We start from the raw sequence: 18,471 nt of genomic DNA, 5'->3' as shown, positions 1-18,471 counted from the left end.
CTGTCTCAGAAACGTCCGACACATTCAGGTAGGTGCCGGAGACGATGAGACGGGTTTCTGAGACACATTGCGATTCCGCAACGGTTGCAGCCGATTTCGCTCCGGAATAATTTTTGACAGCCGAAAGCCTCAGCTGATGTTTCTGCACTCGCTGCTGGGTCGAACAGCATCGGCGGCTCACAGCTCGGCGTCAGGTGGGGTCGATGATGGGGGCTCGGAACGAGGAGAGAAGTTTGGCCACTGCTCCGTAGCACCGATTGCAGTAGCTATATGTACGGGTGCCATCCATGCATATTCCATTTTCCGTTCGAGCGCCCCTTTTTCAGTTCGGCGAGACTGGTTCCGACGTAACGGGATTCAAGGTCACGATCAACATGTCCCGTGAATCGCCACTTCCCCTCTTCCCCCTGTTCCCAGCTCGATGCCCGATGCACAGCCCTGACGATATCGGCGGCAATGATGAAGATCGGAATATCGACGGTGTTGCGTGCCCGCGGGCCGGCCTTCCACCATCCGCGACTTTCTTCGTAGATTTCCTCCGCTGACACGTTCGGTTTCCGTGCAAAATTGACGACGAGGACAACGAACGGTAGATCGATCTCCGGTGCAGGCGCGGCTGCATAGCGAAGAATCAGTTCGGTGAGCGGAATGACACCCCATTGTGTTGCCGTGTGTCCGCCGGCGATGTTCGTCAACACGGCATCCATTCCGGGCGCGTCGAGGAGACGAAGGGCATCGATCAAGGTCTGTTCGATGGCGTACGCAGATTGGTCCGATGTTGCTTCGGGCTCGATCTGGTGTCTCAGGATGAAGTGTTCGACCTGCGCGCCTGAGTGATAGATATCGTATATTCGCTGGTTCTTTGCCGATTTCACTGCTGCGGATTCGATTTCGGGACTGCCTTCGATGGGTTGCGCTTTGCCCATTGCGGACCAAATGTGGCTGTAGACCCTGTCGCTGACGCCTTTGCCTACGTAGAAAATTGAGCGGTCTCGTGGGTCGAGTAGCGCATAAACGTAGACACCGAGTTTTTCGGCCACCCCCGGTGGCAATCTCTCGGGCAACACGTAATCACCGGTCTTATCGGGGGCCTCCTGCGATTGGAGTTGCTCCAGTACCCCGGCTGCGAGCATCCACGAGATACCGAAGCCGCCGCCTGCGTCGAACAGCGCTTTTTTTACCGAGTCTTCATTGTCGTAAACCTGACCCACGTTGTCGTCGAGATGTTGGAGTACTGAACGGAGTTCCGTCCATCGCATCAAGAGGTTCGGATTGATTCCATCGATGTCCAGGGTCATGAAATCGGTTGCAAGACGCGAATCGCGGAGTTCGCGGGCCGAGTCGCTCGTGATTCTCCAAATTATCGCCATCAGGAAACGATACTCGAGTGACCTAGACATGGGCTGTCCCGCGCGGTCAACGATCCAATCCTTGGCCAGATTTGTCGGAAGTTGCCGTGCAGGACTGTCTCACTGGTCATTGTCTCGGCAACGGCCGATTCCGAGACAGGACACTGCCGCGACCAGTCGCCACCGAAGTTCGTACATCAAGGCGGTTGTCCGTTATGTTTCACTTTCGTGGTTGCTTTCCGTATCCGCACCGCACCCATGCGGATCCTGCCGGAAAGGCACACCAACCGTGACAACACCTGATCCTCTGCGCCGCACCCGACATGGCCGTATCGCCGCCGCACTCGGCGGCAGCCTGCTCGCCGCGGCCGCGATCCTGACCGCCGGCACCGGTGTCGCGGCCGCCGCCACCGCCGCCGACATCCTCACCGCTGCCTGCACCCGCTACGAACCAATCCCAGACCCGGTCAGGATGAAACTGTCCGACTGCCACGGAGCAAACCTCGCCGGCGCGAACCTGACACGCGTGAATCTGATCGGCGTGAATCTGAACGGCGCGGACCTGACCAACACGAACCTAACCAGCGCGAACCTCTCCAGTGCAGAATTAGCCGGCGCAAACCTGACGGGCGCAAACCTAACCAGCACGAACCTGTATGGCGCGAACTGGACCAACACGAACCTGACCGGCGCGAAACTGACCAGCACGAACGTGGCAGGCGCGAAACTGACAGACGCGAAACTGACCAATGCAAACCTAACCAGTGCGAACCTGAGCGGCGCGAACCTGACCCGCGCGAACCTGACCCGAGCGAACCTATACAACGCGAACCTAACCGGCGCGAAACTGACCCGCGCAGACCTGACCGGCGCGAACCTGACCGGCACCGACACGACCGCCGAAGCTCCAGCGTTCCTCGACATCACTACCTACTACCGCGCGCGGTTCTGCTCAGAAGCGAAGGACGGAAACACCATCGCTGTCCATGTGAATGAGGGTCAGCCGGGTGACTACGGTGATTACGAGCCCGAGGACAGCTGGCACGGCCAGTGGATGTCGAACGTCACGTTCGACACGTGGGTCGGTGACGTCTCCTTCCCCACCGGCATGGGCATGTGGTGTCACACCGTCGTGCGCACCGACCTCAGGGAGGGCGATTGGGTCCGCCTCGCGGGATGGAACCCCTCCGCCAGCATGACGGAGCGACTCGCCGAGGTGGTGGAGGTTAATGGTGAGGTAACCGAGCGCACTGTTAGCGGTGGTTGGGCGGCGGCTTCTGATGGCTGCTGCTTCAAGAGCTTTACGACCCTCCGGGCGCCTAACATCCCCAATCCTGTCGCATTGACCGGCGCCGTCGGAACCAGTCTCACCCGCACCTTCACCGCCACCGGGACACCGGCCCCCACCGTGACCGTCGTCGACCCGGCGACGCTTCCGCCCGGAACAACGTTCGCGAACGATCCCGTCACCGGTCTTCCGACCCTGTCCGGAACACCCACCACCGCAGGAAAATACGACTTCATGGTCACCGCAACAAACGGCACCGCCCCCGACGCCACCTTGCAGGTGACGGTCAACGTCACCGCCCCACCGGTAGTTGACCCGCCCGCGACCGGATCCCTCGGCTCACTGAACTAGATCTTCGGGAGCTGATTCTTTCCGACCCGTGCCCACATCCTGACGACCTTGTCCTCCACCCCATTTTGCGGGGCGGAGGACAACATCGTTTCGGGGAATTGTCTCACCGATCAATGGCTCAGAACCGAACGATGAAGGGACACCGAGTTTCGATAGGTGGACACGGCGGTCATGGAACACCTGTCGCGAACTCACATACGGCTAGTCAGTAGCCGAACGTAGTCTCTATCCGGTCAACGACGAATTGAACATTCCGCATCGTGGCCTGCTTCCACCATCTCGGGTGACCCTTCGATCCAAGAACTCTCAATGGAGATCACTCGAAAGCTGGACGGAACTGCGCTTTTCACCGGCATGATCGGGCACCCAGGACATCACCCCGAAAAGTGCGACCACTTCCAATTCGTCCTTGGCCCAGACCAAGTCGCCGAGTTGACCGCGCATAGAATCTGAGAAAATACCGGACGGCACGATAGATGGGGCAAGAGTATGAGACTCAACGAAGTCGAAGTCAAGAAACAGCTCGGTATCGAGTCCTGGAAGAACCTCTCCAAGGACAAGATGCTGCGGTTCGCCGCAATGATGCCCGACATGGACACCGAGGTAACCCTCAAGATCATCGAACAGTTCCCAGCCTTCAAAGAGTTTGCGCTGGACACGGTGAAGGAGATGGAAAAAGCCCACGAGTCCACGCTCAAGTCAAATGACAAGAGCCAAGATCAGGTCTACAAGGCTCTCCAAGAGATCCGCGAGATCCTCAAAGGTGAACTCGACAAGGACGACCTCAGCTGGGACCAACGTAAGTTCATCATCGAGCTGATCCAGGAAAATGGGAAGCTCGCCTTCCAGAAGGACAGCGAAGGTAAGCAGTTCTTGAACACCGTCCTCGGAAAGATCACGTTCGTTGGGGGTAGCGTGGTCGCTTTGGGAGTGCTCTTCGTGGGTGGGAAGATCATGCTCGAACAGGGCGACGACATCGACCGCATCGACGCCTGAGTTCTGATCGGGTTGTCGTCGAAGTGGTCACTGCGCACCGACCGTGCACAAGACTGCGTTTTCACAGGGCTCGAAGCTGGTGAACCATCGCCGCGGGCATATGCCGCACTACGCGGTCCTCACCATGGAACCGCGACCTTCGATGTTGAAGCTCATCGCATACGGCTCGGGCGCCGTGGACTGCATCTACCACCTCGCCCTTCCTGAGCTGCAGGAAGCAGCAATGCAGATCGAATCCACCAAGAAAGTAAGGGCCGAAGCGCCCGGCTGGCCCCAAAGGCTCATGCTCGAACGCATGATTGCGCAGGGCCGTATCCGCTCCTACCAGCAGCTCGTCGACGAGGTGCTGCGCCTTCGCTGGGCATAGCCAGCCACACGGTAAGTGCATCTCTTCCGGTGGGAGGCCAGGTCGAGGGTCTGGAAGACGCTCTAATGGGAAGTCACCCTCCATGGTTCAAGTAAATCGGAAGCCGAGTTCTTACACAGATGTTCGGCCCGACCCACAACAGTTACACAGTGGCCTGCTTGACTCATCGCTGTGATGGAAACGGGAGAGCCTGAGGATCCAACAGAGCTCGAGGCTGCAATGAAGGTCGTCAGACAGGCTGCACCCGAACCGATCCGAGAACACTGGGCCGACATCGGCGGCGTGCGTTATCCCCCAAAGCAGGCCTACCAGCTGATCAGCAACCTCCCCAGGTCGAGCTTCACCTCTCATACCGCCCTGGCGCGTCTCCGCGGAATCGGCTTCACCACCAGCATCTACCGGGCCAGGGTCGGTGAGCAGCACGCCGAAACAGACACTGACCCCAGCGCTCCGTCGGCGAACTACACCCATTTGTCGGCGTCGTTCTCCACTCTGCTGGAGTTCCTCACCACGAATGAGCTCACCAAGCACCTGTCCTCCGCTGAGTCGGCATTCGCCGGCTCGGACATGACCGGGTGCGCTGACACCGTCGAACGTTTTCACTTCAACGAGGATCTTCTCGACGCCGCCCTGGCCGTTCGTCAGCACGTCGGACGGCTCAACGACGTCATTCATGCCACCGTCATTGCGCGATGCCTGCCACTGATCCTCGAACCTGGCGAGACCGTCACGGTCAGGCCATCACTCGGCGCCGGCAACGACCCCAGCAGACCCTTTGACGTCGAGACCGATCGGCGCATCGCTGAGTTCAAGGTTTCGCAGTGGAAGGGCGCCGACACCATGCGCAAGCGTGGCGTGTTTGCTGATCTGGTTCACCTGGCGTTGGACCCTACGGAACGGCATGCACAGATGTTCGTCGTCGGGGCGCTTCCGAGAAAGTTCTTAGTGGCCTCACGATCAACCGCCGAGTGGGCCTTGGGCCGCTCCTCTCCCCACACTCGGCTCCGCTTCGAAGAGAAGTTCGGACCCGCCGGAGGGTTCACCGTCGCCGAGTTCACCGCCGGACCGGCGGCACATATCGAGATCATCGACATCGCGACCTTGGTGCCGTCTCTAGGCCTGGCAGACGAGCTGATCTAGGCCAGATCGGTCCATACTTCCCGGTTGCTTGCGGCCAGGACCACAGCGTTCCGCTGCCACCATCGCCGAAGAGGTCTGTTCTTACGGTGCATCAGGAGACTGCTGCACCGGTAACGGCCTGAATCCGAGAACTGATCAGGCCGCCACACGTATGACCGATCTGCAAGAAATCTTGCAGGTCAGGGCCTTGGCTTTCGCTGTGGTCGGGTCAGTGTGGCGACCCGCTGCTCGTTGCAGTTTTGATGGTAGTTCGAGGGTCTGACAGGTTTGGTGAGGTCGGGATTCGTGGTCAGCGTGTGTGAATCTGGGTGAATCCAGCTTTTTCCGCTAGTGCGACGATGTCTCCGCGACGTCCATTGCGGCAGCCTCTTCCGGAGTGGGCGCCCCTCCCCCGAGTCGGCGCGGCACCCAATATCCACCAGGCTCATGAGCAAACCCGTCCTGAACGTGACGCAAGATGGCGTCCATCTCAATCCGCAGGATTTCGGTAAGTGCGTCCGCCGGTTCTACCGGATCAATGGGCGCCCCAACTTCCACGGAGATCGGAAAGTGGTTGCGGCCCAAATTCTTCGGTCCGCCTTTTGTTACCAACCGCTGCGCGCCCCAGACGATCACGGGAATGATCGGCACATTCGCTTCGATCGCCATCCGCGCTGCACCGGACTTGAATTCCTTGATCTCGAAGCTCCGGCTGATGGTCGCTTCCGGATACACCCCAACCAATTCGCCACGACGCAACGCGTCGACGCCGACCTGGAAGGCCGCGGCACCCGCCGAGCGATCCACTTCGATGACGCCGCACCCGCGCATGAGGAACGCGAGAACCTTGTTGTTCGCCAATTCCGTTTTGGCCATCACCCGAAGCTTCCGCTTCGACTCGCGCACGGCAAGGGCCGCATGGATGAAGTCCAGGTAGCTCGTGTGGTTGATCGCAATAACAGCTCCGCCGGTACGCGGAACGTTCTCGGTGCCGGTTCTGGTGACCGCCAAACCCTGTAGACGGCAGAGAACACGCGCGGTGGTCTCGACTGCCGTGTACACGGGTTCGGCGGTCACGGGCTCAGCCTTCCGACTTGCGGGCCTCGCGTGCTTTTGCCTTGGCCTCGGCCTCTTCGGCATCCATTTTGTCTGCCTGTTCGAGGGTGGGCGCGCTACCACCCAATCGTGCGGGTACCCAGTACTCGCCTGCGGGATGCTGGTAACCCTTCTGAGCTTCGAGCAGCAGTTCCTGCATCGTCGTGCGCAGTTTGGCCGTCAGCTCACTGGCCGGTTCGAAAGGCTGGATGGGCTCGCCGACGGCAATGGAGATCGGAGTATTGGTGCGGCCCAACCGCTTCGGGTAGCCCTTGGTCCACACTCGCTGTGCACCCCAGATCGCGACGGGGATGATGGGAACACCGGCCTCGATGGCCATGCGGGCAGCACCGGACTTGAATTCCTTGATCTCGAAGCTCCGACTGATCGTGGCCTCCGGATATACGCCGACCAGTTCACCGCGCTTGAGGAAATCGACGGCCGCCTTGTAGGAATCGGCGCCGGCACCACGATCGACGGGGATGTGCTTGAGGGCTCGCATGATGGGCCCGGAAATCTTGTTGTCGAAAACTTCCTTCTTGGCCATGAACCGGATGTACCGCTTCGGGGTGCGCGCCGGCAGACCCGCGTAGGTGAAGTCCATGTATCCCGTGTGGTTGATCGCGATCACCGCGCCACCGGTAGCAGGGATATTCCGATCACCCTGAACCGAGAACTTCAGGCCTTCGAACGCGAAGACGGTACGGGCGATGCCGATGACTGTTCTGTATACGGGGTCCACAGGTTCCCAGCCTAGCGGTGAACCCGTGATCTGACCCACCGCGTGGGCGCGTGTTTCCCATGGTGACGTCGGGTTATCCGCGATGCCCAGGGGTTGCCTGATCGAACCCGCCGCGCGGAGGGCCTACCCTGGTACCGTCGCTCAGCACATTTTCAGGAGGCATACCAGTGCAGGTCACCAGCGTCGGTCACGCCGGATTCCACATTCAGACGACCGCAGGCTCGATCCTGTGCGATCCGTGGGTCAACCCCGCGTATTTTGCGTCGTGGTTCCCGTTCCCGGATAACTCGGAGTTGGATTGGGACGCCATCGGTAATTGCGATTACCTGTACGTCTCGCACCTTCACAAGGATCATTTCGATCCCGAGAACCTGAGCAAGCACGTCAACAAGGACGCCACAGTCCTACTGCCGGACTACCCGGTCCCGGACCTCAAGCGTGAGCTCGAGAAGCTCGGTTTCCACAAGTTCTTCGAAACCGAGGACTCCGTCAAGCACACGGTCTCGGGCCCCAAGGGTGACCTGGAGATCATGATCATTGCCCTGCGCGCTCCGGCTGACGGCCCGATCGGCGACTCCGGCATCGTGATTTCCGACGGCGAGACCACCTGCTTCAACATGAACGACGCGCGTCCCGTCGACATGGACGTACTGGGCGAGCAGTTCGGCAAGATCGACATCCACCTTCTGCAGTACTCGGGCGCCATCTGGTACCCGATGGTGTACGACATCCCCAAGGGCACCAAGCGCAACTTCGGCAAGCAGAAGCGTCAGCGCGGCATGGACCGCTGCCGTAGCTACATCGAGCAGGTCGACGCCACCTGGGTCGTCCCGTCGGCCGGCCCACCGGTTTTCCTCGACGACGCTCTGCGCGACCTCAACGACGATCACGGCGACGAGGGAAACATCTTCCCCGATCAGATCGTGTTCCTCGAGCAGATGCGCATCCATGGCAATAACGGTGGCCTGCTGATGATCCCCGGCTCCGTCGTGGATATTCATGGCAGCGAAGCTGTTCTGTCCCATCCGATTCCGGATGCAGAGGTCGACAAGATCTTCTCGAACAAGGCCGAGTACATCGAGAACATGGCCCAGAAGATGGCTCCCGTTCTCGCTGCCGAAAAGGCATCGTGGGCACCGGCCGAGGGTGAACCGCTCCTCGAAGCGATCAAGGCGAAGTTCGAGCCCATCATGGCGCAGTCGGACGTCATCTGCGACGGCATCGGCTACCCGGTCGGACTTGTCATGGGCGACGAGACGGTAGTCCTCGACTTCCCGAAGCGCCTCGTCCGCGAGCCCATCGACGGTGAAGGCAAGTACCGCTACGGATTCCGCATCGCACCCGAGTTGGTTCGCACCGTCCTGCGCGACGACGAACCCGACTGGGTCAACACCATCTTCCTCTCCACCCGCTTCCAGGCGTGGCGAGTGGGCGGATACAACGAGTTCCTGTACACGTTCTTCAAGTGCCTCACCGACGAGCGCATCGCCTACGCCGACGGCTGGTTCTCCGAAGCCCACGACGACACCGCGTCAATCGAGCTGGGCGGTTACGAGATTCAGCGTCGTTGCCCGCATTTGAAGGCCGACCTCACCAAATTCGGTGTGGTGGAAGGCAACAAGCTCACGTGCAACCTGCACGGCTGGCAGTGGGATCTCGAAACAGGCGCCTGCAAGACGTCCAAGGGACACGAGTTGCGCACCCGCAAGCTCTAGCCTCGACCTAGCCGAAAGTGGGGCTGCAGGTCGTCAGACCTGCAGCCCCACTTCATGTTACGGATGAGGAAAGTTCCACTTCTGCCCTACGAGCCGAAGATGTTACCCAGCGAACCCGATCCACCGGGTTCCGTACCCGCCTCAGTGACGTTGATCGTCGACCCGGTAGATTCCGACTCCTTCATCCCGGGACCACCACTGAACACCGCAGTGATCGAATGATTACCCGCAGTGGCGAAGGTGTGATCAAGAACAGCAACACCGTTGACCACGTCCACCGCTGCGCCCAACGGCACATTGCCCTCGAAGAACTGCACTGTGCCAACGCTGCCCAGCGGAGACACATTGGCCTTCAACTGAACACTCTTACCCACAACACCTGATGCCGGAACATTCAACGTTGTCGTCGTATCCACATCAGTCGGCGCTTCAACGGTCACATTGACCGTCTCCGCATTCGACGTCGAGCCGGCCAACGTACCGGAACCGCTGTACACAGCAGTCACCGTAACCGTAGCGGCAGTGTTGAACGTATGCGGCAACGTCGCTGCACCGTTGACTACCGGAACCGAACCAACACCGACACCGTCAACCTTGAAGGTGACCGTGCCGCCTGACGGAGCCGGATCACCTGAAGGCTGACCAGCAACCGCAGCGGAAAGGTCCAGTTCCACACCGACCTTCGCTTCGCCGGCAACACTGAGCACGGTTGTCGAAGTCGTGTCGACCACCACTGCATCAGACACCGTCACCGTCGACGGGCCCGCACTCGACGCCACAAAACCAGCACCCGAGAAGTCCGCCGTCACCGACTGCACACCAGCAGAAGCAAACGTGTGCGACACAGTCGCAACACCATTCGACACAACAGCAGAACCAACCTCGACACCGCCAACCTTGAACGACACCGAACCCACAGCGCTTGCCGGAGCAACCGTCGCCGTCAAATCAACAGCAACACCCGTCGTCGCAACAGACGGAACCGACAAACCCAACGTCGTATCAACATCAACCGGAACCGGATCAGAGACCGTCACCGTCGACGGACCCGCACTCGACGCCACAAAACCCACGCCCGAGAAATCCGCCGTCACCGACTGCACACCAGCAGAAGCAAACGTGTGCGACAGAGTCGCAACACCATTCGACACCGAAGCAGTACCAACCTCGACACCGCCAACCTTGAACGACACCGAACCCACAGCGCTTGCCGGAGCAACCGTCGCCGTCAAATCAACAGCAACACCCGGCGTCGCCGAAGCCGGAACCGACAAACCCAACGTCGTATCAACATCAACCGGGACCGGATCAGACACTGTCACGGTCTTCGCAGCAGCAACCGAATCATTGAAACCCGCACCTGCAGTGAAGTTCGCCGTAATCGAATGCGCACCAGCAGAAGCGAATGCGTTATTCATCGTCGCAACACCACCGACAACAGTCACCGCCGAACCGATATCGACACCGTTGTCCTGAAACTGCACCGAACCCACTGCATTTGCCGGAGCAACCGTCGCCGTCAAATCAACAGCAACACCCGTCGTCGCCGAAGCCGGAACCGTCAAACCCAGCGTCGTATCAACATCAACCGGAACCGGATCAGAGACCGTCACCGACGACGGACCCGCACTCGACGCCACAAAACCAGCACCCGAGAAATCCGCCGTCACCGACTGCACACCCGCAGCAGCAAACGTGTGCGACACAGTCGCAACACCATTCGACACCACAGCAGAACCAACCTCGACACCGCCAACCTTGAACGACACCGAACCCACAGCAGAAGCCGGAGCAACCGTCGCCGTCAAATCAACAGCAACACCCGCCGTCGCAACAGCCGGAACACCCAGCACCAGAGACGTTTCCACATCAACCGGAACCGGATCAGAGACAGTCACCGACGACGGACCCGCACTCGACGCCACAAAACCCGCACCCGAGAAATCCGCCGTCACCGACTGCACACCCGCAGCAGCAAACGTGTGCGACAGCGTCGCAACACCATTCGACACCGAAGCAGTACCAACCTCGACACCGCCAACCTTGAACGACACCGAACCCACAGCGGAAGCCGGAGCAACCGTCGCCGTCAAATCAACAGCAACACCCGCCGTCGCAACAGACGGAACCGACAAACCCAGCGTCGTATCAACATCAGGCGGAGCCAAGACGGTCACAGTGACCGGAGCTGAGATCGGACCGACACCAACAGCATTCGCCGCAACGGCAGTCACGGTCAGGGTGCCGACCTCGCTGGTGACGATGTCACAGCTGAAAGCACCGGCAGCACCAGCAGTGACCTTGCACGTCTTCTCACCAGCTATGACAGTGACCTCCGAATTGGCCTCAGCAGTCCCGGAAACCGTCACAGTGCCGCCGACAACAACAGATGTCGGGTTCACGGTGACTGCGGTCGGCGCCGCAGGGGCGGTCGGCGCAGCTGCCACAGTCCCGGTCTGCGCGGCCGAGGTCGATACTGCGTTGGTGGCGTCGCTGAGGTACTTCGCGGTGATCGAGTACGGCTGGCCCGCGTCCGCGCCGGACGGAGTCCACGCGTAGGTAGCGGTGCCGTTGGCGATCGTGCCGGTACCGAGGAGGTTGCCGTTGTTCAAGAAGTCGACGTTGCCGGTGGCACCTGTTGTGACGGTGGCCGTCAGAGTCGAGGCTCGATCAGCCTGCGGTGCAGGCGCTACGGTGAGGCTGGTCTGCGTTGCAGCCTTTGCAACGGTGATAGACGGACCCGTATTGGCGGTTTCAGAGCCCGTACCCTGGTTCGCGCTGATGCCGGCGCCCGTTATCAAGGCGACGTCGCGGGCACAGTTCTGGCCGACGGTGTACTTGACCGTGTAGTCGATGTTCCGATCGACGGCGCTGCGGATCCACGATCCTGTCATGCTCACAGATGTGGAGGTCGAACTCGTGCCGACGCCATTTCCGGCGACTTTTGACGAATCCACGACGTAGGTGAGGCAGTCCGGGTGAATGTCCTTGAAGGCACTGATGGTCGGAGCGAGACCACCGTTCCAACGGATGTTGTTCGTGACGGTAATTGTCTCGCCGGGGACGGGCGTACCGTTGCTGATCGTTCGGTTGAATGTCCAACTGCCTGACGCCGTCGATGTGCTCACGGGCGCAGCGGACGCCGTCATGACGCCGAACGTCGTGGCGAAGCCCAACGCCATCGCTGCGGTGCTGACGCCGGCTAACAACCGACGTAACTTCCTGTCTTTCATGTACTTCGAGCCCTCTCTTGCGATGCGCTGACTGAACGGAACAACCGCCGCAGCCAGTGCCACAGCAGCAGTTGAGCTAAATCCGAATCTGCTTTGCGCAGCAGAAGGGAAGCCCACCCAGCGAGCCGACATTTTGGTTAGGAACTGTTGATCAAAAGTTGAATCACAGAGTAGCTAGAAAACTGCTACCTGTATCAGTTTTGGTAAGACGGACGTCCAATAAGGAACAAAATGTTGCTGACCACCGTCTTGGATGAGCTAAGAAGGCCGAAATAGACAAGAGCGGAGCTGTAGCACCGCTCTGCGAGAAACGACTACCCCCAAGCCGAATACACCAGGTCAGGTACAAAAAGCAGCCGAGGCCGCGACAAAATCGTCGCGGCCTCGGCTTTTCAGCTAGGAAGAAGTCAGCGCAACACATCCGTGCCGACAAACGGAACCAGTGCTGCCGGCACGCGAACGGTGCCGTCGGCCTGCTGGTGGTTTTCGAGGATCGACACAATCCAGCGCGTCGTGGCGAGGGTTCCGTTGAGGGTGGCAGCCGTCTGCGGCTTGCCGTTCTCGTCGCGGTACCGAACGCTCAACCGTCGCGCCTGGAACGTGGTGCAGTTGGAGGTCGAGGTCAGTTCGCGGTACGCCTGCTGCGTCGGAACCCATGCCTCGCAGTCGAACTTACGGGCAGCCGAGGAACCGAGGTCTCCGCCGGCAACATCGATGACGCGGTACGGAATCTCCATGGCGTCCAACATGTCCCGCTCCCAACGCAGGAGACGCTGATGCTCGGCGTCGGCGTCCTCCGGTCGGCAGTATGTAAACATTTCGACCTTGTCGAACTGGTGGACGCGGATGATGCCGCGGGTGTCCTTGCCGTAGCTTCCCGCTTCACGGCGGAAGCACGAGGACCAACCGGCGTAACGCTTCGGGCCTTCGTTCAGCTCGAGAATTTCACCCGAGTGGTAACCGGCCATCGGGACCTCGGAGGTGCCGACAAGGTAGAGGTCGTCTTCCTCGAGGTGGTAGATCTCGTCGGAGTGAGCGCCGAGGAAGCCGGTACCGGCCATGATCTCGGGGCGCACGAGCACCGGCGGAATCATCATCGTGAAGCCGTTGGAGATAGCCTTCTGCGCCGCGAGCTGGAGCAGTCCGAGCTGGAGCATCGCGCCGTACCCGGTCATGAAGTAGAAACGCGAACCCGAGACCTTCGCGCCGCGCTCCATGTCGATGAGGTTCAGCGATTCACCAAGCTCGAGGTGATCCTTCGGCTCGAAGTCGAACGAAGGAATGTCGCCGACAGTCTCGAGGACGATGTAGTCGTCTTCGCCGCCGGCGGGAGCGCCCTCCTGCACGACGTTGGAGATCGCGCGATGGGCAGCGTCGAGCGCGGCCTGAGCCTCGTGCTGCGCGGCTTCGGCTTCCTTGACCTTGGCCGCAAGTTCCTTGGACCCCGCGAGCAGTGCGGGACGCTCCTCCGGAGATGCCTGACCGACCTTCTTGCCGAACGCCTTCTGCTCGGCGCGGAGGTTGTCTCCGGTCAGCACAGCAGCGCGTCGGGACGCGTCGGCTTCGAGCAGAGCGTCGACCAGTCCGGGATCTTCTCCACGGGTGCGCTGCGACTCGCGGACGATTTCGGGATTCTCGCGGAGGAACTTGAGGTCAATCACGACTAGGAACTTTACCCACTCACCCCAGGTCGCCAACGGTCACGTCCGCGGCCGCTCCGGGCGACGCTCAGGATTCGAGGAGGGAAAGATAGTCCTCGCGTCCGAACATCCGGGCGGCGTCGATAGCGCTCGGATGCCCGCCGCGCGGGTCGGCTCCCCCGCTCACCAGTGCTTTTACGACGGCGTCCTCACCCTTGAAGACGGCACCGGCAAGGGGTGTCTGGTTCTTGTCGTTGGCCCGATTGACGTCTGCGCCGCGCTCGATCAGAGCAACGACGGCATCAACGTGGCCGTGATATGCGGCCAACATCACCAGCGTGTCGCCGCTGCTGTTGGTCAGATCCACCGGAATCCCGGCATCGATGTACGACGCCAGAGACGCCGCGTCGCCGGTCCGCGCCATGTCGAAGAGGCGCCCGGCAAGTTCGACGGCTTCGGGTTCGAGCCCGGATTCTTCGGTCATAGTCCATAAAATACCTGCTTCGGACGTAAACGTTTTGCCGTGAAGGTTCGGTACGGCATGGAAAACAGGCATGATGGGATCGATGCCTGAAGACAAGATCGAGAAGCCGTCCGATCCGGCGGGCCCGACGGGCGCGTCGGGGAAGAAAACCGTCTCAGCGCACCGCACCAGACGCGTTCTGGCTGCTGTTGCGGTGGGCGCGGTTGTTGCCGCCATTGCGACAATCGCGATTTCCGGCGGCCTGAACAGTGGCGACAAGCCAGCTGCCACTGTCGGCGGAATCGGCTCTCAGGCCACCAACAAGTCCGCCGAAGAAAACGCCTTCACGTCTGCCGGCGCAGGCGATTGCCTGAACTGGACGCCTGCGACGGCATCCGGTGGTGATCGCACCGACATGTCCATCGTCTCGTGCGACACCGAGCACCGCTTCGAAGTTGCCGGCCCGCTCGACTTGTCGGTGTTCCCGGGCGCGGAGTTCGGCCCCGGATCGCGATACCCGGGCGCGCTGCGGTTCGCAGAACTGCGCGACGAGCACTGCACTCCGATCGTGAACTCGTACCTCGGCTCGCGGTTCGACCCGAAGGGCAAGTTCAGCGTCGGACTGATGTTCCCGAGTGAATCGTCCTGGACGTCTGGCGACCGTTCGCTGCGCTGTGGTCTGCAGTTCTCGACCACAACCGGTGAACTTCTGCCATTCATCGGCAGGGTTGCCGATCAGGATCAGTCGAATGTCTGGGACGTCGGAACCTGCATCGGCATCAACCAGAATCTCCCGACCGACCCCGTGGATTGCGCGAACCCCCACGCGTACGAGGTCATCTCGGTGATCGACCTGGGCACTCAGTTTCCCGCAGGCATGCCGTCGGTCGAGGATCAGGACGCCTATCTCGAAGGGGTCTGCACGCAGGCTGCCAACGAATACCTCGGTTCTGCCGACGCCTTGCGCGACAAGACACTGACCTTGTTCTGGGACAACATCGCCCTCGAGAGCTGGCTGGCCGGCAGCCGACGCGTCAACTGCTCCGTCGGCACGGAAGTCGCCACCGGCGGGTTCGCGGCCATCACCGGCAGCGCCAAAGGTGAAATCCTGATCAACGGCGCGGCTCCGGTCCCGCCGCCCTCAGCACCGGAAGGTCGGTCTGTGCCGACGCCGTTGCCCGGCGCGTCCCCGCCGTCGTAAGCCATGACGGTAACCATGAACGACGACCGGTTCGAAGACCTGGTCGGCGAGGCACTCGATCTCATTCCGCCGGAATTGGCAAAGGCCATCGACAACGTTGTTGTCCTGGTCGAACCTCGTGACCCCGAGGAACCGGGACTTCTCGGGCTGTACCAGGGCATTGCCCTCACCGAGCGCGATTCTCAGTACGGCGGATACCTGCCGGACACGGTGACCATCTACCGCGACGCGATCCTCGACATCTGCGAGTCCGAAGAAGAGGTCGTCCACGAGGTTGCGGTCACGGTCATCCACGAGATCGCCCACTACTTCGGAATCGAAGAGGACCGTCTGCACGAACTCGGGTGGGGTTGAGAAACCAGTCCGATTTCGAGGGAACCGATAGCTCCGAGCGCGCATCAAAGTAGGTGCGGGGAGTTTGACGTTCGGCGTCTGTAGGGCGACGGATGGTGATCCTCGCCCATCATTCGCACTGGTCACCTAGGAGTTCGGCACATGCACGTCGATCCTCACGCACTGATTACCGCTGCCCTCGAGCTCGAAGCCGGGGCCGCACGGCTGCGCGGAGTCGTCGCGTCCACAAGACCCGCCCGGCAAGTCCTGCCGTCCGGCTCCGACGAAGTGTCCACCAGCGCCGCGAACAGTTTCAATGCGACGTCCGAGAGCTTGGCATCGTCAGCCGACCGCGCTGTTGCCGAACTCGAAGATGCAGCCGCCGCACTGCGCCGCTACGCCGCCGCCTATGAATTCGAGGACAACCGGACGCAGGCAGATCTGGCTTCGGCTCCACTCTGATTCTCGTCCGCAGACACGTCACTACTTCGCACATTTCCACTTCTGGGGGGAAGAACAATGGTCGGCATCACCGGCGTCATCTGGTATCCACGCGGCGCAGCGCCCAATTCGGCTGCGTTGATCGCCGGCGCGGGCCCGGTGCCACTCAGCGTCGCGGGCGGGGCCTGGACGGCAGTATCCGCCGGACTCGGAGACACTGCGTCGACGGTCAGCCGAGTGATGGCAAATCTACGAATCGGCTGGACGGGCGACGCTGCCGATGCCGCTCTCGCCAAGTTCAAACCGTTCGAGGAGTGGGCGGCGCGGTCTTCCATGCTCGCCCAGAAGACCGGCGGCAAAGCACAGGTTCAGTCGGCGACGTACACCGTCGCGGCTATCGCCATGCCGTCGCTACCGGAAATCGCTGCCGTCGAAACAGCCAAGCTGGCCGCGTACACGCTCGGCGGCGCCCTCACCGGATCGGCTGCGGTGGCCGAACTGGCTGCAGAGCAGCTCAAGCTCCGGGCAGCGGCGGCCATGGAAACCTACGATTCCGCTACGGCTCCCCTCGCCGTGCGGGACGAGTTCGAGCCGCCGCCGTCCATCACCATGTCCGATGTTGCCGGCCAGGGCTCTCCGCAGAATGTCAGCGTCGCCGAACAGACCGTCAACGCATTTGTCGAGCCGGTCCGCACTGCTGCGGCGGCAATCACGTCGGTGCTCTCCAACCCTGCAGTCACTGCGGCCGCTTCCCAGCTCGGTGCCGTACTCGCCGGATCCAACGCCGCCACTACCGCAGCAACAGCAGCCGCAACCACGGCCACCGCTGCGGCCGGTGCCGTGTCGGCGGCGGTCGGTGCGGGCGGCGGACTGGGAGCGGGCGCAACATCACTCCTGAGTTCACCGTTAACCGCCCTGACCGGCGGCAACAGCACTGGGCGGCATGCCGCAGCCACCACCGCAGCGTCTGCCACAACACCCGTCGGCGCACATTCGACCAGCGCAGGGCTTTCGGTCAGTTCTGCCGACCAGATCACGCCCCGCGCGGCGTCCGGGACAGTAGTCAATGCTGTCGGCACCGAAAGTGTGCGCTCCGACGCCGTCCGCACCGACGCCGTCCGCGCTACGCCGAGTTCCGGAACGGGCCCCGTCGCCAGTGGTCGGCATGCCGCGGCGGATGACGACGACACCGAATTCCATGACACCCCCGACTACCTCAAGCACTTCGAGCATTTTGCCGATGGGCGTACCGTCATCACCTCGGTGATCGGTGCCGCCGATGTGGAATCGCGCCTGTGAGCACCCTTGATCTCGGAATAGCTACCGACACCGACGCTTTCCCCTCTGTCGATCTGACGTCGGAGGAGATCGAGTATGCCCGCGAGCGCCTCGGCCTCGACGTGCTCCCGGTCGTACTCGGCGGCACAGCACTTTGGGATTCGGTAGCCGAATACGATGCGGCAATGCGCAGTGCAGCAACATCTTTGGCTGCGCGAGATCTTCTACTGGGCGGCGAGATCCATCACGGCATAGCTAGCACACTGCGCACCCTGACGCGCCCCGCATGGGAACTTGCACTGCGCAGCCACAACCAGGGAACACTGACCCGGGTGTGCGTTGCCGCCGACGAATCACTGTGCGTGGAAGCATCTTTCAACGAAGCAACCAAAATCTACACACTTCACAAAGTCGCGAATCCGGCAGATGCGGTGGTGCGAGTACTCGGCCCGTCGAATCCCATGCAGGTTGCCGTGATCAACGCACCCACTGACATGCTGAGCGCCGCACTGAACGCCGGACCCGACGCAGACACCGTCGCCGCCGCTCTGACCCAAGCCGGGGTACCACCCGTCGAGGCCGGCCAACTCGGCAGTGCGATGGTCACCTGCACGTCCTTCACGGAAATTGTCGGCATCCCGCGGGGCGTCGGCATCGAGAAGCTCCCCGCAGGAGTGGTGTCGGTCTTCAACACCGCGCATGGCCGCATTGTCGCGTCGTCAAGCACGTCGGCCGACGGTACACAGTGGAGCTCGATCAGTTCCGGAACACCCCAACGGCTCCGACAGGCGGTGAATTCGCTGGTAGAACTGCTGTCCGAATCGCCTGGTGCCGTCTCCCGGTAACCTAGGGCGATCCCC

Annotated in this window: 18 protein-coding genes; 10 read left to right on the top strand and 8 right to left on the bottom strand. The window is 61.3% G+C overall.

Annotated features, from left to right (window positions below):
- Positions 1-266 precede the first annotated feature (266 nt).
- Together EEB13_RS12685 and EEB13_RS31800 are read right to left on the bottom strand one after the other, a co-directional pair.
- Positions 267-1,370 (bottom strand): GIY-YIG nuclease family protein, encoded by a 1,104-nt coding sequence (locus tag EEB13_RS12685; RefSeq protein ID WP_187328539.1) that lies wholly within the window; start codon positions 1,368-1,370, stop codon positions 267-269.
- Positions 1,371-1,569: 199 nt separating this feature from the next.
- Positions 1,570-1,842 (bottom strand): hypothetical protein, encoded by a 273-nt coding sequence (locus EEB13_RS31800; RefSeq protein ID WP_222839797.1) that lies wholly within the window; start codon positions 1,840-1,842, stop codon positions 1,570-1,572.
- Here EEB13_RS31800 and EEB13_RS12680 point away from each other — a divergent pair.
- Entirely contained in the window at positions 1,822-2,988 is a 1,167-nt protein-coding gene (locus EEB13_RS12680) for a pentapeptide repeat-containing protein (protein ID WP_222839796.1), read from the top strand. The two genes, EEB13_RS31800 and EEB13_RS12680, sit on opposite strands and share 21 nt — an antisense overlap.
- Before the next feature lie 306 nt (positions 2,989-3,294).
- On the opposite strand, the gene EEB13_RS31500 is transcribed toward EEB13_RS12680, so the two are convergent.
- Positions 3,295-3,432: a hypothetical protein gene (locus EEB13_RS31500; protein ID WP_187328537.1), complete on the bottom strand. Its 138-nt coding sequence runs from the start codon at positions 3,430-3,432 to the stop codon at positions 3,295-3,297.
- A gap of 45 nt (positions 3,433-3,477) precedes the next feature.
- Between EEB13_RS31500 and EEB13_RS12675 the strand changes: the two genes are divergently transcribed.
- The 3 genes from EEB13_RS12675 to EEB13_RS12665 all read left to right on the top strand — a co-directional run bounded on the left by EEB13_RS12675 (position 3,478) and on the right by EEB13_RS12665 (position 5,491).
- A complete protein-coding gene (locus EEB13_RS12675; protein WP_141485381.1) occupies positions 3,478-3,984 on the top strand; it encodes a hypothetical protein in 507 nt (168 codons plus the stop codon).
- A 100-nt stretch (positions 3,985-4,084) separates the two neighbouring features.
- Entirely contained in the window at positions 4,085-4,351 is a 267-nt protein-coding gene (locus EEB13_RS12670; protein WP_261984545.1) for an NgoMIV family type II restriction endonuclease, read from the top strand.
- Positions 4,352-4,570: 219 nt separating this feature from the next.
- On the top strand, positions 4,571-5,491 hold the full coding sequence (locus EEB13_RS12665; RefSeq protein WP_141485380.1) for a PE-PGRS family protein: 921 nt from the start codon (positions 4,571-4,573) through the stop codon (positions 5,489-5,491).
- Between the two features lie 327 nt (positions 5,492-5,818).
- Here the strand turns inward: EEB13_RS12665 and EEB13_RS12660 are convergent, their stop codons facing one another.
- Together EEB13_RS12660 and EEB13_RS12655 are read right to left on the bottom strand one after the other, a co-directional pair.
- Positions 5,819-6,547 carry a lysophospholipid acyltransferase family protein gene (locus EEB13_RS12660; RefSeq protein WP_141485379.1) on the bottom strand — a complete coding sequence of 243 codons (729 nt, stop codon included), beginning with the start codon at positions 6,545-6,547 and terminating at the stop codon, positions 5,819-5,821.
- Between the two features lie 4 nt (positions 6,548-6,551).
- The gene (locus EEB13_RS12655) at positions 6,552-7,307 is read right to left on the bottom strand and encodes a lysophospholipid acyltransferase family protein (protein WP_045066842.1); all 756 of its coding nucleotides are present in this window, start codon (positions 7,305-7,307) and stop codon (positions 6,552-6,554) included.
- A 167-nt stretch (positions 7,308-7,474) separates the two neighbouring features.
- On the opposite strand from EEB13_RS12655, the gene EEB13_RS12650 reads away from it, so the two are divergent.
- Positions 7,475-9,022 (top strand): MBL fold metallo-hydrolase, encoded by a 1,548-nt coding sequence (locus tag EEB13_RS12650; RefSeq protein ID WP_092805556.1) that lies wholly within the window; start codon positions 7,475-7,477, stop codon positions 9,020-9,022.
- An 86-nt stretch (positions 9,023-9,108) separates the two neighbouring features.
- On the opposite strand, the gene EEB13_RS12645 is transcribed toward EEB13_RS12650, so the two are convergent.
- The 3 genes from EEB13_RS12645 to EEB13_RS12635 all read right to left on the bottom strand — a co-directional run bounded on the left by EEB13_RS12645 (position 9,109) and on the right by EEB13_RS12635 (position 14,379).
- The gene (locus EEB13_RS12645; RefSeq protein ID WP_187328535.1) at positions 9,109-12,318 is read right to left on the bottom strand and encodes a beta strand repeat-containing protein; all 3,210 of its coding nucleotides are present in this window, start codon (positions 12,316-12,318) and stop codon (positions 9,109-9,111) included.
- Positions 12,319-12,662: 344 nt separating this feature from the next.
- Positions 12,663-13,916 (bottom strand): serine--tRNA ligase, encoded by a 1,254-nt coding sequence (gene serS, locus EEB13_RS12640; RefSeq protein ID WP_033235171.1) that lies wholly within the window; start codon positions 13,914-13,916, stop codon positions 12,663-12,665.
- A gap of 67 nt (positions 13,917-13,983) precedes the next feature.
- Positions 13,984-14,379, bottom strand: a complete 396-nt coding sequence (locus EEB13_RS12635) for an ankyrin repeat domain-containing protein (RefSeq protein ID WP_092805552.1) — start codon at positions 14,377-14,379, stop codon at positions 13,984-13,986.
- Between the two features lie 82 nt (positions 14,380-14,461).
- Between EEB13_RS12635 and EEB13_RS12630 the strand changes: the two genes are divergently transcribed.
- The 5 genes from EEB13_RS12630 (at position 14,462) to EEB13_RS12610 (ending at position 18,456) form a co-directional block, all read left to right on the top strand.
- Complete coding sequence (locus tag EEB13_RS12630) at positions 14,462-15,559, top strand: septum formation family protein (protein ID WP_230590200.1); 1,098 nt, start codon at positions 14,462-14,464, stop codon at positions 15,557-15,559.
- A 3-nt stretch (positions 15,560-15,562) separates the two neighbouring features.
- On the top strand, positions 15,563-15,913 hold the full coding sequence (locus EEB13_RS12625; protein ID WP_033235174.1) for a metallopeptidase family protein: 351 nt from the start codon (positions 15,563-15,565) through the stop codon (positions 15,911-15,913).
- 141 nt (positions 15,914-16,054) lie between these two features.
- Positions 16,055-16,354, top strand: coding sequence for a PE domain-containing protein (locus EEB13_RS12620; protein ID WP_092805548.1), 300 nt, complete (start codon positions 16,055-16,057; stop codon positions 16,352-16,354).
- 57 nt (positions 16,355-16,411) lie between these two features.
- On the top strand, positions 16,412-17,632 hold the full coding sequence (locus EEB13_RS12615) for a PPE family protein (RefSeq protein ID WP_141485377.1): 1,221 nt from the start codon (positions 16,412-16,414) through the stop codon (positions 17,630-17,632).
- The gene (locus EEB13_RS12610) at positions 17,629-18,456 is read left to right on the top strand and encodes an ESX secretion-associated protein EspG (RefSeq protein WP_141485376.1); all 828 of its coding nucleotides are present in this window, start codon (positions 17,629-17,631) and stop codon (positions 18,454-18,456) included. The genes EEB13_RS12615 and EEB13_RS12610 overlap by 4 nt, the downstream gene beginning before the upstream one ends.
- The last annotated feature ends 15 nt before the right edge of the window (positions 18,457-18,471 follow it).

This window comes from Rhodococcus sp. WS3 (assembly GCF_003797085.1).
In the GTDB taxonomy this organism is placed as follows: Bacteria; Actinomycetota; Actinomycetes; order Mycobacteriales; family Mycobacteriaceae; genus Rhodococcus_F; species Rhodococcus_F globerula.
This window is presented reverse-complemented; position numbering and strand designations above follow the sequence as displayed.